This is a genomic window from Amycolatopsis sp. VS8301801F10, assembly GCF_046195355.1.
Taxonomy (GTDB): domain Bacteria; phylum Actinomycetota; class Actinomycetes; order Mycobacteriales; family Pseudonocardiaceae; genus Amycolatopsis.
In genome coordinates this window covers 5,184,338-5,199,096 of the sequence record NZ_CP176065.1, presented here as the reverse complement: position 1 = coordinate 5,199,096, position 14,759 = coordinate 5,184,338, and the positions used below count along the sequence as shown (strand labels likewise).

Sequence of the window (14,759 nt, the reverse complement as noted above, 5' to 3'; positions counted from 1 at the left end):
CGAGGGCCGAACGCTTCGCCTCCGCGATACGCTGCCTGAACGGCACCGCACCACTTCGGCGAGACCGGACCCGGACACCTGAGTCGGTGACACGGGTGGGAGCGGGGCTCCACTTGCCGCCCCCGATCGCTCGGGAGCTGGTCGCACGTGGAAGGGTACCAGACGTGTCTGAACAACCTTCGCCACCGCCCCCGTATTCCCCCGACGACCGCGGGCTCGAGGAGATCCCGAGCGTCGAGGTGATCAGCCGCGCCGCGGTGATGCTGCTGTCCGCGGGAGCCGAACGGCTCGGCCTCGCCGACGCCGACCCGGAGAACTCGCCGCACCGCGACCTCGACGAGGCCCGCCGCCTCATCACCGCGCTCGCCGGGCTCGTGACCGCCTCCGCGGAGTACCTCGGCCTGCACGCCGGCCCGCTCCGCGACGGACTGCAGTCGCTGCAGAAGGCGTTCCGCGAGGCGTCCGTCGTGCCGGACCCGCCGGGCCAGGGGCCGGGCGAGAAGTACACCGGGCCGGTGTACTGAACCGGAACCCGCCGGAGAACTCCGAAGACCCGCCTCGCGGCAGCGCCGGGCGGGTCTTCGCCGTTTCCGGAGTGCGGACGCCATGAGGACCGGCCTCGGCTCGGGCTTGCTCTCTCGCGAAGGTCCGCGAGGGCTGCCTTGAGGGAATCAGCGCCTGATCGCGAGGGGAACCAAAGGCAGCCGCGCGCACCGGCTGCCGGGAAAACCGCGCAAAGAGCACAGCCGACGGAGCGGATCCGCAGTTCCGACCATTGCCTTCAGCCGGAGCCGACATCTAACATGTTAGATGTGAGTGCACTCCCCAAGGTTTCCCGGCCGCTGCTGCGCGACGAGGCGTACGAGCGCATCCGGCACGCCATCATCGACGGCAGCCTCCCGCCGGGCACTCCCCTGCGCGACGCCGACCTCGCCGAGCAGCTCGGGCTGTCCCGCGCCCCGGTCCGGCAGGCGCTGCTGCGGCTGGCCGAGGACCGGCTGGTCGTGTCGAAGCCGCAGAGCTACACGCGGGTCGCCGAGTTCGACGCCGGCGACGTGCGCGACGCGGTCCGGCTCGTCCGGGCGCTGCACGAGCTGGCCGTGCGCGAAGCACTCCCCCGGCTCGGCAAGCCGCAGCTCGCGGAAATGCGGGAAGCCAACGACCGGTTTCGCGCGGCCGTCGCCGCGGGGGACGTCGGCAAGGCGATCGAAGCGGACGACGAACTGCACGACATCCCGGTGCGCGCGTGCGGCAACCGGGCGGTCGCGGCGACGCTCGACCGGTACACGCCGTTGCTGCGCCGTCTCGAATACGCGCGGTTCAGCTCGCTGCCCGCGCATCGCTCGGTCACCCGGCACGAAGAGCTCATCGCCGCGCTCGAAGCGGGCGACGAAGCGACCGCCGCGCAGCTCACCTCGAAGATCTGGACCGACCTCGAAGCCCTCCTGGAGGACGCGTGAGCCTGGCTGATTTCCCCCGTTGCCCGTTGCTCGTCGGGCCTTCGCCGGTGCACCGGCTGGACCGGCTGACCGGACACCTCGGCGGCGCGCCCGTCTGGGCCAAGCGCGAGGACCTCAACTCCGGCCTCGCCTACGGCGGCAACAAGACGCGCAAGCTGGAGTACCTCGTCGCCGACGCGCTCGCCAAGGGCGCGGACACGCTCGTCTCGATCGGCGGGGTGCAGTCGAACCACACCCGCCAGGTCGCGGCCGCGGCGGCGCGGGCCGGGATGAAGGCCGTGCTGGTGCAGGAAAGCTGGGTCGACTGGAACGATCCGCTGCACGACAAGGTCGGCAACATCCAGCTGTCGCGGATCCTCGGCGCGGACGTCCGGCTCGTCGACGCCGGGTTCGGCATCGGCTTCAAGGAGAGCTGGGAGCGGGCGCTGGCGGAGGTCGAGGAGAACGGCGGCACGCCGTACGCGATCCCGGCCGGGGCGTCGGACCACCGGCTCGGCGGGCTCGGGTTCGCGAACTGGGTGCTGGAGCTGGAAGAGCAGGAACGCGAACTCGGCGTTTTCTTCGACACCGTCGTGGTGTGCTCGGTCACCGGCAGCACGCAGGCGGGGATGCTCGCCGGAGCGGCCGTGAGCGGGAAGCGGCGGCGGATCCTGGGGATCGACGCGTCGGCGAAACCGGAGGAAACGCGCGAGCAGATCGGGCGGATCGCGAAGAGCACGGCGGAGCTGATCGGGGCCGGGCCGGTCGAAGAACCAGAACTCGACGAGCGTTACCACGCGGGCGTCTACGGGATTCCGGACGAGCAGACGCTCGACGCGATCCGGACCGCCGCGCGGCTCGAAGGCATGATCACCGACCCGGTGTACGAGGGGAAGTCGATGGCCGGGCTGATCGATCTCGTGCGCACCGGCGAGATCGCGAAGGATTCGAACGTGCTGTACGCGCATCTTGGCGGGCAGCCTGCGATCAACGCGTACACGAGCGTGCTCGGCTGAAGCTCTCGTGAGTGGCGATCACGGTTCTAACCGTGATCGCCACTCACGACGTCAGTCCAGCACGGCGAGCACGTCGATCTCCACCAGGAGACCGGCGGGCAGCCCGACGTACACCGTCGTACGGGCCGCGTACGGGGCTTCGCCGATCAGCTCGTTGTAGACCTCGTTGAACGCGGCGAAGTGGCTGGTGTCGGTGAGGTACACGCGCACCATCACCGCGTCCGCGAAGCTCGAGCCCGCTTCTTCGAGCAGTGCGGTCAGGTTCTTGAACACCTGCCGGGTCTGGCTCGCGATGTCGTCGCCGACGATCTCGCCGGTGGCCGGGTCGAACGCGACCGAGCCGGCGATCTGCAGGATGTTCCCCTTGCGGACGGCCTGCGAGAAGTTCGCCGGCGGCTTCGGCGCGTTCTCGCTGGTGATCGCCGTCTTGCCCATCATTGCCCCTTTCCGTTCCCCGTCCATCCACTGTGGACGGAAGCTTCCTCGGCGGCGGCCAGCAGCTCGGGCACGAGCGCCAGCAGCCCCTCGTAGTCCAGCAGCACCTTCGGCACCGACATCGACGCCGCGGCGAGCACTTCGCCGCCCGCGCCGCGCACCGGCGCGGAAATGCAGTGGATGAAGTCCTCGTGCTCGGCATTGTCCACCGCGTACCCGCGCTCAGCGACCTGGTCCAGTTCGGCCAGGTACGCCTCGGGCGTGGTGATCGTGTTGGCGGTGAGCACGACGTAGTCGATCTTGCGGGCGATCTCCTCGCGTTTCGCCCGCGGCATCGCCGCGACGAGCACCTTGCCGACCGCGGTGCAGTGCAGCGGCGCGCGTTTGCCGACCCGCGAATACATCCGGACCGCGTGGTGCCCCTCGAACTTGTCGATGTACACCACCTCACCGTCCTCATAGGACGCCAGGTGCACGGTGTGCCCGGTGCGCAGGTTCAGCGCGGCGAGCGCTTCGTGCGCGCTGCGCCGGACGTCGCGGTCTTCCAGCGCCTGGTTGGCGAGGTCGAAAAGCGCGCTGCCGAGCCGGTAGTGCCGGGGTCCTTCGCGCCGCACGAAATGGTGTGCTTCGAGAGTGCGCAGCAGCCGGAGCACGGTCGTTTTGTGCACGCCGATCTCTTCGGCCAGCTCGTCGAGCGTCTTGCCGCCGCGGGCGAGGCCGCCTAGCAGCGTCAGCGCGCGGTCGAGACTTTGGCTCACGTGGCCACCACTCCCTCCCCGGTGAGCCGGACGGAACCCCAGCTGTCGGCGTCCGCCTGGACCAGTTTCGCCACGACGGCCTCGGCCAGCGGCACGCCGACGTCGTCTTGTGTCAGCAGTGTCGCGGCAGCTTGCAGGTGGCCGCGCCGGAGCCTCGTCAGCGGGTCGGCTCCGCGCAGGGTCGCGGCCAGGAAGCCGGCCGCGAAGGCATCCCCGGCGCCGACCGGCTCCACGACCTCGACCCGCAGCGCGGGCGAGAACAGCGGTTCGGCCGAGCCCTCGACGAGCGTCGCGCCGCGTTCCCCGTGCTTGACCACCAGCGTGCGCGGACCGGGCAGCAGAGCGCGCAGCTCCGCCGGATCGCCGGTGCCCCACACGCGTTCCGCCTCGTCGTCGCCGGTCAGCACCAGATCGGCTTTCCCGGCGAGTTCGGCGAGCACGGACTGGTCGCGTCCGGTCCACAGCGCGGGGCGGTGGTTGACGTCGAACGACACGAGCAGGTCGCCGCGCGGCCGGTCGAGCAATGCGCGGACGAGCGCGAGGCAGCTGTCCGAAAGCGCGGGCGTGATCCCGGAAAGGTGCAGCACGCGAACGCCGGTGAAGTCCACTGTGGACACCAGTTCCGGACCCATGCCGGACGCCGCGGAACCCGTGCGGTAGTAGCGGACCGGACTGCCGCCCGCGCCGCTTTCCTTCACGTACAGCCCGGTCGGGCGGGTCGGATCGACCACGACGCCGCGGACGTCCACGCCCGCCGCCGCGATCTCGCGGACGAGCGCGCGGCCGAACGGGTCGTCGCCGACCGCGCTGACCCAAGCGCTGCGCACGCCGAGGGCGGGCAGATGGCACGCGACGTTCGACTCCGCGCCGCCGACGGTGCGCAGCCAGGTGCGCACCTCGTCCGGCGGGCCGGGTTCGGCGGGCACGAACAACGCCATCGACTCGCCGATGCAGAGCACTTCGGGCGGTACTCCGGGCGACGCTGTCGGACTGCTGGTCACTGACGTTCCTTCCCCGTTGACCTGTGGCCACCCGGATGCTACACCTAGGCAACGCATTTTGCGCAACGTCCGTTGCAATATACGCAACCGAGGTCCCCGATGAACAGCAACGCCGCTCTCACCGCCGCCGTCCGAGCCGGGCGCGGCGAACGGATCGACTGGCGCTTCCGCGCCCTCCCCCCGGCCCTGGCCGGGCTCACGCTCGACGAAGCCGCGGCCCGCCGCGCGAAGCTCTTCGACGACGGCTTCTTCGGTCCGTTCGTGGTCATCGACGCGGCCGCGCTGGAGCACAACCTCGCCACCATGGCCCGCTGGTGCGCCGGACGCGGGATCGCGCTCGCGCCGCACGGCAAGACGACGATGGCTCCGGAGCTGTTCGCCCGGCAGCTGGAGCACGGCTCGTGGGGCATCACCGCGGCGAACGCCGGGCACGTGCGGATCTACCGCGCGTTCGGCGTGTCGCGGATCCTGCTGGCGAACCAGCTCGTGGACCCGTCCGCGCTGCGCTGGCTCGCCGGCGAGCTGGCGGCGGACCCGGGCTTCGAGTTCGTCTGCTGGGTCGACTCGGTGCGCAGCGTCGAGCTGATGACCGAAGCGCTCGCCGGTGCCGAGCGGCCCGTCGACGTGCTGGTGGAACTTGGCGGTGAAGGCGGCCGCACCGGTGTGCGCGACGCAGCGACCGCGCTCGCTGTTGCCGAGGCCGCGGCGAAGAGCCCGGTGTTGCGCCTGCGCGGCACCGGCGGCTACGAGGGCGCGCTTTCACACCACACCGACGAAGCGGCGCTGGCGAAGATCAGTTCCTATGTGGACACTCTGCGCGCCGCGGTGATCACCTTCGCGGAGAAGGGTTTGCTCGCCGACGGCCCGGTGTACGTCACCGCGGGCGGCAGCGCGTACTTCGACCGCGTCGTGGACGAGCTGACCAAGCCGTGGCCGGACGGTCTCGAAGTGGTCCCGATCCTGCGCAGCGGCGCATACCTCACGCACGACGACGGCTTCTACCGCGAGATCTCGCCGCTCGGCGAACACCCGCGCATCGCTGGTGTGGACAGCTTCCGGCCAGCGCTGCACGCGTGGGCGCAGGTCACGTCGAAGCCGACGCCGGAGCTGGCGCTGCTCACCGCGGGCAAGCGCGACCTGCCGTACGACGAAGGCATGCCGGAGCCGCAACTGCTGCGCAAGGACGGCGTGATCACCGAACTGACCGGGCACCGCGTGCCGAAGCTCAACGACCAGCACGCGTTCCTGGAACTGCCTGAAGGGTCGCCGGTCGAGGTCGGCGACTGGGTGCGGCTCGGGTTGTCGCATCCCTGCACGACGTTCGACAAGTGGTCGCTGCTGCCCGTGGTCGATACCGACGGCGAAACAGTGGTCGATTTCGTGCGGACGTGGTTCTGATGGACCTCGTGATCCGCGGCGCCCGAGTCGCCGACGGAACCGGGGCCCCGCTGGAGATCCGCGACGTCGGGATCAGCGGCGACCGCATCGCCGACGTCGCCGCGCCGGGAGAGCTGACCGCGCCGCGCGTGCTCGACGCGACCGGGCTGGTCCTCTCCCCCGGATTCATCGACATGCATTCGCATTCCGACCTGCAGCTGCTCGCCAACCCGGACCATCTGGCGAAAATCAGCCAGGGCGTGACCACCGAGGTGCTGGGCCAGGACGGGCTGTCCTACGCGCCGGTCGACGACGACGTGCTCGCGAGCCTGCGCCAGCAGCTGGCCGGATGGAACGACGACCCGGCCGGCTTCGACTGGAACTGGCGCTCCGTCGGCGAGTACCTCGACCGGCTCGACCAGGGCATCGCGACGAACGCCGCGTACCTCGTCCCGCAAGGCACGGTGCGGATGCTGGTGGTGGGCTGGGAAGACCGGCCCGCCACCGCCACCGAGCTGGCCCGGATGCAGGACCTGATCGCGACCGGGCTGGAGGAAGGCGCGTTCGGCCTGTCCTCGGGACTGACTTACACGCCCGGGATGTACGCGACCACCGAGGAACTGGTCGAGCTGTGCCGCGTCGTCGGCGAGCGCGGCGGCTACTACAGCCCCCACCACCGCAGCTACGGCGCGGGCGCGCTGGAGGCGTTCGCGGAGATGGTCGACGTCTCGCGCCGCTCCGGCTGTCCGCTGCACCTCGCGCACGCGACGATGAACTTCTCCGTCAACAAAGGCAAAGCGCCGGATTTGCTGCGGCTGCTGGACAACGCACTCGACGACGGCTGCGACATCACCCTCGACACCTACCCGTACCTGCCCGGCGCGACCTACCTGTCCGCGCTGCTGCCCAGCTGGTCCACCGAAGGCGGTTTGGAACCAACCCTCGCTCGACTGTCCGATCCAGACACTCGCGAACGGATCCGGGCGGAGATCGAAGAGTCCGGTTCGGACGGTGCGCACGGCGTGCCGATCGACTGGGACGCCATCGAAATCAACGGGGTGCGCCGCGAGGAAAACGCCGATCTGGTGGGACACAGCGTCCTCGCGTCCGCACGCAAGATCGGGAAAGCTCCGGCAGAGCTGTATTTCGACACGCTGATCGACGAAAAGCTCGGCACCTCCTGCCTCATGCACGTGGGGCACGAGGAGAACGTGCAGGCCATCATGCGGCACCGCACGCACACCGGCGGCTCGGACGGCCTGCTGGTCGGCGCGCGGCCGCATCCCCGGGCGTGGGGCACTTTCCCGCGGTACCTCGCCCGCTACGTCCGCGAGCTGGGCGTTCTCGAACTGGCCGACTGCGTCGCGCACCTCACCGGGCGCGCGGCACGGCGGCTGGGACTGTCCGACCGGGGCCTCGTCCGTCCCGGTTGCGCGGCCGACCTGGTGCTCTTCGATCCGGAAACGGTCGCCGACACCGCGACGTTCGACAATCCGCGGCAGCCCGCCGCGGGTCTCCCCTACGTCTTCGTCAACGGCGTCGCAGCCCTCGAAGACGGGTCCCCCACCGGCGCGCTCGCCGGGCATTCCCTTCGCCATCCCCGGAGTCGACGATGATTCACTGGCTGCAGACCAGCACGGCCGGTCTGCTCACCCTGGCCGCGGTGTCCATCGCGGTGCTGCTTTTCCTCATCATCAAGGTGAAGGTCGAACCGTTCATCGCCTTGATCGTGGTGGGGCTGCTCACCGCGCTGGCCGCGGGCGTGCCGGTCGGCACGCTCGTCGGCACCGCGCAGAAAACTTCGGATTCGCTGCTGGAGAAGGGTTTCGGCAGCATTCTCGGGCATATCGCGGCGATCATCGGGCTGGGCACGCTGCTCGGTTCGATCCTGGAGAAATCCGGCGGCGCGCGGGTGCTCACCTCGGCGCTGCTGCGGACGTTCGGCGAGAAACGCGCCCCGCTCGCGATGGGGCTTTCCGGGCTGATCTTCGGCATTCCGGTGTTCTTCGACATCGGCATTTTCGTGCTCGCGCCGCTGGTTTACGCCGCGGCGAAACAGGGCGGCCGGTCGATCGTGCTGTACGCGATGCCGTTGCTGGCCGGGCTTTCCATCACGCACGCCTTCATCCCGCCGCACCCGGGGCCGGTCGCCGCGGCCGGGCTGCTGCACGTCGACCTCGGCTGGCTGATCCTGATGGGCGCGGTGTGCGGGATCCCGGCCTGGTTCATCGGCGGCATCCTGTACTCGACGTGGATCGGCAAGCGGGTGAACGTGCCGCTGGCCGAGGACTTCGCGCAGCTCGCCGGGGAAGAAGGCGAACAGGAGGGCCCCGCGCCGTCGCTCAAGCTGGTCAGCGGGATCATCGCGGTGCCGCTGGTGCTGATCCTGGTCGGCACGTTCGGCAGCATCCTGCTGCCCAAGGGTTCCACCGGCGCCGGCGTCGCGGCGTTCCTCGGCACGCCCGCCATCGCGCTGACCATCGCGACGCTGCTCGCGTCGTGGCTGCTCGGCCGCCGCCGCGGGATGAGCGGCGCGGATCTCGCGCAGCTGTCGGCCAGCGCGCTGCGCCCGGTCGCGATGATTCTTCTCGTGGTCGGCGCGGGTTCGTTCTTCGGCGCGGTGCTGTCGGCCACCGGGATCGGCAAGGCGGTGGCCGGTTCCCTCGGCGACGCCGGGCTCCCCGTGCTCTTGGCGGCGTACATCATCAGTTGCGGCATGCGCATCGCCCAGGGTTCCGCGACGGTCGCGATCGTGACCACCAGCGGCATCGTCGCGCCGACGGTCATGGAACTGCATTATTCCCAGGCGCAATTGGCGCTGCTGGTGGTCGCGATCTCGGCCGGGTCGATCATCGCCTCGCACGTGAACGACGGCGGATTCTGGATCGTGTCCCGGTATTTCGGCCTCACCGTGACCCAGACGCTGAAAACCTGGACCGCTTTGGAAACAGTCCTTTCCCTGAGCGGTTTCGGTGTGGCAGCATTGGCGATGGCATTGGTCTGAACCACATCGGCACATGTTCCGGGGGTATTCGATGACCGAGATTTCCCGTCGCACGTTCGTCGGAGCGGTCGGCGCGGCCGGGGCCGCCGCCGTGGTGGGCGCCCAGCTCGCCGCGGCAGCGCCCCGCCCTCGCGCGGCCACGACGGTGTACGTCGGCAGCTACACCACCAGTTCGCCGGCGGGCCACGGACTGGACGTCACCGAACGAGCGGCGGGCAGCCCCGCGCTCAAGCCGGTGCGCACCGTCGGAAAGCTGACCGACGTCTCCTGGTTCGACCGGACTCGCGACGGCCGGATCCTGTACGTCACCAACGAGAACGAGGGCGCGGAGACCGGCACGGTGTCCGCGCTGGACATCTCCGACCCGGCCCGGCCGAAGCTGCTCGGTTCGGTGTCCTCGAAGGGCGGTTCGCCCACGCACCTTTCGGTGCACCCGAGCCAGAAGTACGTGCTGGCCGCCAACTACGACTCCGGCAGCGTCGTGGTGCTGCCGATCAAGTCCGGCGGCAAGCTCGGCGCGGCCACCGACCTGCAGCAGCACCAGGGCAAAGAGCCGCACGCGCACCAGGTGGTGACCGATCCGTCCGGCAAGTGGGTGCTGGCGGTCGACCTCGGCACCGACTCGGTGTACGTCTACTCGTTCGACACCGGCAAGGGAAAGCTGAAGCTGCACAAGCAGATCACCCTCCCGGCCGGGGCCGGCCCGCGGCATCTCGCGTTCCACCCGAACGGCAAATTCGCCTACGTCGCCCAGGAACTGCGGCCGGAGGTCACGGTCGCCAGCTGGGACGCCGCCACCGGCACGTTCAAGCCGATCGCCGTGGTGCCCGCGGTTCCGCCGGGCAGCACCGGCGAGCTGTTCCCCGGCGAGATCACCGTGTCGCGCGACGGGAAGTTCGTCTACGCCACCGTGCGCGGCCCCAACACCATCGCCGCCTTCACCGTCGCCGACGGCGGAGCCAAGCTCGCCCTGGTCTCCTCGGCGCCGTCGGGCGGCAACTGGCCGCGGCATCTCGCGCTGGACCCGGACGAGAAGTGGTTCTACGTGTCCAACCAGCGCTCCGGCACCGTCGCCTGGCTGCCGCGCGACCCGGCGACCGGCCTTCCCGGAAAGTCCGCGGGCTCGCTCGCGGTCCCGAACGTCAACTCCGTCTTCTTCGTCTGAGAAAAACCGGGGCTGGCACGCCGCACAGCCCCGTCTTTTCCGGTCTCCGACCGGTCCCCGCGACAGGAGTCACCGATGAAGCTGCGTTCTGTCCTGCCCGCTGTCGCCGCGCTGGCGTTGCTCGCCGCGTGCGCGCCCACCCAATCCGGCCCCGCCGCCTCCGGCGGCAACCAGACCGACGGCACGCTCCGGGTCTGGCTGTTCGACGAAGCCAACCGCGCGCCGAAGGAAGCCGCGGTCAAGGAAGCGATCGCCGAGTTCGAGGCCAGCCACGCCGGCGTCAAGGTCGACGTGCAGTGGGTCCCGGTCGAAGGCCGCGCGGACAAGTTCTCCGGCGCGTTCAACGACCCGTCCAACGCCCCCGACGTCGCCGAGTTCGGCAACACCGACGTCGCCAGCTACGCGCAGACCGGCGCGTTGTCCGACCTCACCAAGGACATCTCGAACTGGTCGGACGGCAAAGACCTGCTTCCTTCCGTTGTGGACACCGCCAAGGCGAACGGCAAGATCTACGGCATTCCCTGGTACACCGGCATCCGCGCGTTGTACTACCGCACCGACGTCTTCGCCGAACTCGGCCTCAAGCCGCCCGCGACGCTGGCCGAGCTGACCGAGGACGCGCGCAAGATCCGCGAGAAGAAGCCGGATCTGTACGGCATCGCCACCGGCGGCAAGTACACCTACGCGATGCTTCCGTTCCTCTGGGCCAACGGCGGCGAGCTGGCCAAACAGGACAATGGCAAGTGGACGTCCACTCTGGACTCGCCGCAGGCCAAGGCCGGGGTCACCGCGTACGCGAACCTGATCAAGGACGACATCTGCCCGCCCGCCGCCTGCGCCAATCTCACCGGCACGCAGAGCGTCACCGCGTTCGCCGGCGGCAAGGCGGGCATGGTGATCGGCGGCGACTTCAACCGCAAGGCCGTCGAAAAGGGCGCGGTCAAGGGCAAGTACGCGATCATGCCGCTGCCCGGCGCCACTCCGGGCTCGATCGCGCCCGCGTTCGCCGGCGGCAACCTGCTCGGCGTGTTCGGCGCGAGCCAGCGCCACGGCCTCGCGGTGCAGTTCGCCGAACTGCTGGCCGGCATCAAGTACCAGGAGAAGATGTACGCGGCGATGGGCAACCTGCCCACCCTCGCGTCGGTGCAGAAGAAGCTCGCAGCCAGCGATCCGACGCTGAAGGCCTTCGTGGACACGCTCGGCGCGGGCACGAAGTTCGTGCCGAGCACCCCGGCGTGGTCCAAGATCGACAGCCAGAACGTGCTCCCCACTGCCGTGCAGCAGATCGCGACCGGCGGCAAGGACGCGAACGCCGCGCTGGCCGACGCGGCCGCGGCGATGAACAAGAACTTCGGCTGACCCGTGGCCGCAGTTCGATCCGCGACCGCCCGCCGCGACGGCCGCGCCGCTCTGAGATATCTGCTGCCCGCCGGGATCCTGCTCGGCGCGCTGCTGGTGTACCCGATCTACCAGCTGGTCGTGATCTCGCTCTACGACTACGGCCAGCCGCAGGCGGCGGGCGCGGCCCCGCTGGTGTTCCTCGGGCTCGACAACTACGCGAACCTGCTCGCCGACGTCCAGTTCTGGACGGTGCTCGGCAAGACGGTCGGGTTCGCCGCCGCCTGCGTGGTCGGCAGCCTGGTCGTCGGCACGGCGCTGGCCGTGCTGGCGAGCCGGGTCCGCGCGTTCCCGCGCACGCTGCTGTTCCTGGCGGCGCTCGGCGCGTGGGCGACCCCGGCGATCGCCGGCTCGTATGTCTGGCTGTTCCTCTTCGACACCGATTTCGGCCTGGTCAACGAGGTGCTCGCGGGCATCGGGTTCACCGGGATGGAGCACCATTCCTGGACGTTCGGCACTTTCGGCACGTTCGGGCTGGTCGCCGCCGAGGTGATCTGGTGCTCGTTCCCGTTCGTGATGGTGACCATGTACGCCGGGATCAGCGGGGTGCCGAAGGAGACGCTGGAGGCCGCCGCGCTCGACGGCGCGTCGGTCTGGCGCACCTCGTGGTCGGTGGTCCTGCCCGCGGTGCGGCCGCTGCTGACCATCGCGACCGTGCAGTCGATCATCTGGGACTTCAAGGTGTTCACCCAGATCTACGTGATGACCAACGGCGGCGGCATCGCCGGGCGGAACCTGATCCTCAACGTCTACGCCTACCAGCAGGCGTTCGCCGGGCAGGAGTACGGGCTCGGCTCGGCGATCGGGGTCGTGATGACCTTGCTGCTGCTGTCGATCACCGGGCTGTACGTCCGGTCCCAGCGCCGGAGTGCCGCATGGCTGTGAAAGTCCGCCGCCCCGCGCGGCTCGTCGCCGAGATCGCGACCGTGGTGATCGCCGGGATCGTCGCGTTCCCGCTGTACTGGATGGTGCTCTCGGCGTTCAAACCGGCCGGGGAAATCCAGTCGGCGCATCCGAAACCGTGGACGTTCGCGCCTTCGCTGGACAGTTTCCAGCGGGTGCTCACGGTGTCCGGATTCGGCCGGTACTTCCTCAACAGCCTCGTCGTGGCTGTGGTCGTGGTGCTGCTGTCGCTGGTGTTTTCGTTCCTTTCCGCGGTGGCGCTCACCCGCTTCCGGTTCCGCGGCCGCGGCGTGCTGCTGGTGATGCTGCTGGTGGCGCAGATGGTGCCGGTGGAAGCGCTGACCATCCCGCTGTTCTTCCTGATGCGCTCGGTCGGCGGCACGGTGCCGGCGTTCGGGCTCAACGAACTGGGCTCGCTCGTGCTGGTGCACCTGGCGTTCAGCCTGCCGTTCGCGATCTGGATGCTGCGCGGGTTCGTCGCCGCGGTGCCCGCCGAACTGGAGGAAGCGGCCACTTTGGACGGTGCGTCGCGGATGCGGTTCACCTGGCAGATCCTCTTCCCGCTCGTCGCGCCCGGGCTCGTGGCGGTGAGCGTACTCGCGTTCATCCACGCGTGGAACGATTTCCTGTTCGCCAAGACGTTCATCATCTCCAAGACCGAAAACCAGACTCTGCCGCAGGCGATCCTGGTGTTCTTCAAGCCGGAGGACACCGACTGGGGCGCCGTGATGGCCTCGTCCACCCTGATGACGATTCCGGTGCTGGTGTTTTTCGTGCTGGTGCAACGGAGACTCGTCGGCGGGACGGCCGGAGCCGTGAAGGGATGACCATGTCCGGTTTCGAGACTCTCCTCCCCCGCCCGGTGTCCGCGGAAGCGGCGCCCGGCGCCTGTCCGTGGCCCGCTCCGGTGGAGGTCCGCACCGCCGCGGAGCTTCCCGCCGAGGGCTACCGGCTCACTATCGCGCCCGACGGCGTCACGCTCGAAGCAGCCGACTCCGCGGGCGAGTTCTACGGCCGCCAGACCCTGCGCCAGCTGGCCGGCCCGGACGCGTTCCGGGCCGCCTCGATCCACAATGGACCGGTCGAGCTGCCGTGCGGGACGGTCACCGATCACCCGCGGTTCGCCTGGCGCGGCTGCCTTTACGACGTGGCCCGGCATTTCCGGACGAAAGCCGAGGTGCTGCGGTTCGTCGATCTGCTGGCCGCGCACAAGCTCAACGTGCTGAACCTGCACCTCACCGACGACCAGGGCTGGCGGATCGAAACGCCGGAGTTCCCCCGGCTGACGTCCGTGGGCGGCTGGCGGAAATCGTCGATGGTCGGCAGGCACGACGGGCCGGAACGCGACGGCCGCCCGCACGGCGGTTACTACACAGTGGACGATCTGCGCGAGATCGTCGCGTACGCCGCGACCCGGTCGGTCACCGTAGTGCCCGAAGTGGACATTCCCGGCCACGCCCGGGCCGCCATCACGGCATACCCGGAACTCGGCCCGGCCAGCGAAACCCCTTGGGAAGTCTGGACTTCCTGGGGCATCAGCACTTCGCTGCTGGACCCGTCGGAGTCCACTCTGGACTTCTTCCGGGCCGTCTTCGACCACGTGCTGGACATCTTCCCCTCGCCGGTGATCGCGCTCGGCGGCGACGAGGTGCCCGGCGCCACCGAGGCGCACCACCGGTTCGTCCGGGCGATCGCCGACCACCTCGTCGCGCGCGGCCGTACGCCGATGGGCTGGGACGAGGTCCTCGACGGCGGCGACCTGCCGGCCATGGTGATCGGCGTGTGGCAGGACCGCGAACGCGCCGCGCTGGCGCTGAAGGGCGGGCACGAAGTCGTGCTCTGCCCCGAGGACGGCGTGTACCTCGACCACCGGCAGAGCGACCACCCGGACGAACCGATCCCGGTCGGATACCTGCAGGACCTCGAACACTTCTACGGTTTCGAACCCGAGTCCGGGCCGCGCGTGCGCGGAATCCAGGCGCAACTGTGGTCCGAGCACCTGGACACCGTGCGGCGCACGGATTACGCGGCGTTCCCGCGGCTGTCGGCGTTCGCCGAGGTCGCGTGGAGCAGCGGACCGCGCGACTACGCGGAATTCCTGCCCCGGCTGCGCGACCACCACCTGCCGCGGCTGGACGCGCTCGGCGTCGAGTACCGGCCGCTGGAGGGTCCGCGGCCGTGGCAGACCCGGCCGGACGCGCCGGGCCGCCCTCGCTGATCCCCGCGGTTTTCGTCTCCGCGAAGCGGCTCGGCTTCGGTGCGC

At 69.9% G+C, this 14,759-nt stretch carries 14 protein-coding genes; 11 read left to right on the top strand and 3 right to left on the bottom strand.

The features are described 5' to 3' along the window. Window positions 1–164 precede the first annotated feature (164 nt). The 3 genes from F9C11_RS24650 to F9C11_RS24640 all read left to right on the top strand — a co-directional run bounded on the left by F9C11_RS24650 (window position 165) and on the right by F9C11_RS24640 (window position 2,455). Complete coding sequence (locus F9C11_RS24650; RefSeq protein WP_037370356.1) at window positions 165–524, top strand: DUF1844 domain-containing protein; 360 nt, start codon at window positions 165–167, stop codon at window positions 522–524. Between the two features lie 288 nt (window positions 525–812). Further along, entirely contained in the window at window positions 813–1,460 is a 648-nt protein-coding gene (locus F9C11_RS24645) for a GntR family transcriptional regulator (RefSeq protein WP_409179727.1), read from the top strand. Continuing rightward, on the top strand, window positions 1,457–2,455 hold the full coding sequence (locus tag F9C11_RS24640; protein WP_409179726.1) for a 1-aminocyclopropane-1-carboxylate deaminase: 999 nt from the start codon (window positions 1,457–1,459) through the stop codon (window positions 2,453–2,455). Before F9C11_RS24645 ends, F9C11_RS24640 begins: the two co-directional genes overlap by 4 nt. A 51-nt stretch (window positions 2,456–2,506) precedes the next feature. On the opposite strand, the gene F9C11_RS24635 is transcribed toward F9C11_RS24640, so the two are convergent. The 3 genes from F9C11_RS24635 to F9C11_RS24625 are packed head-to-tail and all read right to left on the bottom strand — an operon-like array spanning window position 2,507 to window position 4,586. Then, window positions 2,507–2,890, bottom strand: a complete 384-nt coding sequence (locus tag F9C11_RS24635) for a RidA family protein (protein WP_409186969.1) — start codon at window positions 2,888–2,890, stop codon at window positions 2,507–2,509. Next, window positions 2,890–3,648, bottom strand: coding sequence for an IclR family transcriptional regulator (locus F9C11_RS24630; protein WP_409179725.1), 759 nt, complete (start codon window positions 3,646–3,648; stop codon window positions 2,890–2,892). Before F9C11_RS24630 ends, F9C11_RS24635 begins: the two co-directional genes overlap by 1 nt. Beyond that, the gene (locus F9C11_RS24625) at window positions 3,645–4,586 is read right to left on the bottom strand and encodes a sugar kinase (protein WP_409186968.1); all 942 of its coding nucleotides are present in this window, start codon (window positions 4,584–4,586) and stop codon (window positions 3,645–3,647) included. Before F9C11_RS24625 ends, F9C11_RS24630 begins: the two co-directional genes overlap by 4 nt. Before the next feature lie 162 nt (window positions 4,587–4,748). Between F9C11_RS24625 and F9C11_RS24620 the strand changes: the two genes are divergently transcribed. The 8 genes from F9C11_RS24620 (at window position 4,749) to F9C11_RS24585 (ending at window position 14,714) form a co-directional block, all read left to right on the top strand. Continuing rightward, entirely contained in the window at window positions 4,749–6,047 is a 1,299-nt protein-coding gene (locus F9C11_RS24620; RefSeq protein WP_409179724.1) for an amino acid deaminase, read from the top strand. Continuing rightward, on the top strand, window positions 6,047–7,642 hold the full coding sequence (locus F9C11_RS24615; protein WP_409179723.1) for an N-acyl-D-amino-acid deacylase family protein: 1,596 nt from the start codon (window positions 6,047–6,049) through the stop codon (window positions 7,640–7,642). The genes F9C11_RS24620 and F9C11_RS24615 overlap by 1 nt, the downstream gene beginning before the upstream one ends. After that, window positions 7,639–9,030, top strand: coding sequence for a GntP family permease (locus F9C11_RS24610; RefSeq protein ID WP_409179722.1), 1,392 nt, complete (start codon window positions 7,639–7,641; stop codon window positions 9,028–9,030). Before F9C11_RS24615 ends, F9C11_RS24610 begins: the two co-directional genes overlap by 4 nt. Window positions 9,031–9,061: 31 nt before the next feature. Further along, window positions 9,062–10,195: a lactonase family protein gene (locus F9C11_RS24605; RefSeq protein ID WP_409179721.1), complete on the top strand. Its 1,134-nt coding sequence runs from the start codon at window positions 9,062–9,064 to the stop codon at window positions 10,193–10,195. A 75-nt stretch (window positions 10,196–10,270) separates the two neighbouring features. Further along, window positions 10,271–11,554, top strand: coding sequence for an extracellular solute-binding protein (locus F9C11_RS24600; protein WP_409179720.1), 1,284 nt, complete (start codon window positions 10,271–10,273; stop codon window positions 11,552–11,554). A 3-nt stretch (window positions 11,555–11,557) separates the two neighbouring features. Further along, on the top strand, window positions 11,558–12,478 hold the full coding sequence (locus tag F9C11_RS24595; protein WP_409179719.1) for a carbohydrate ABC transporter permease: 921 nt from the start codon (window positions 11,558–11,560) through the stop codon (window positions 12,476–12,478). Further along, entirely contained in the window at window positions 12,469–13,323 is an 855-nt protein-coding gene (locus F9C11_RS24590) for a carbohydrate ABC transporter permease (protein WP_409179718.1), read from the top strand. The genes F9C11_RS24595 and F9C11_RS24590 overlap by 10 nt, the downstream gene beginning before the upstream one ends. 2 nt (window positions 13,324–13,325) lie before the next feature. Next, on the top strand, window positions 13,326–14,714 hold the full coding sequence (locus F9C11_RS24585; RefSeq protein WP_409179717.1) for a beta-N-acetylhexosaminidase: 1,389 nt from the start codon (window positions 13,326–13,328) through the stop codon (window positions 14,712–14,714). The last annotated feature ends 45 nt before the right edge of the window (window positions 14,715–14,759 follow it).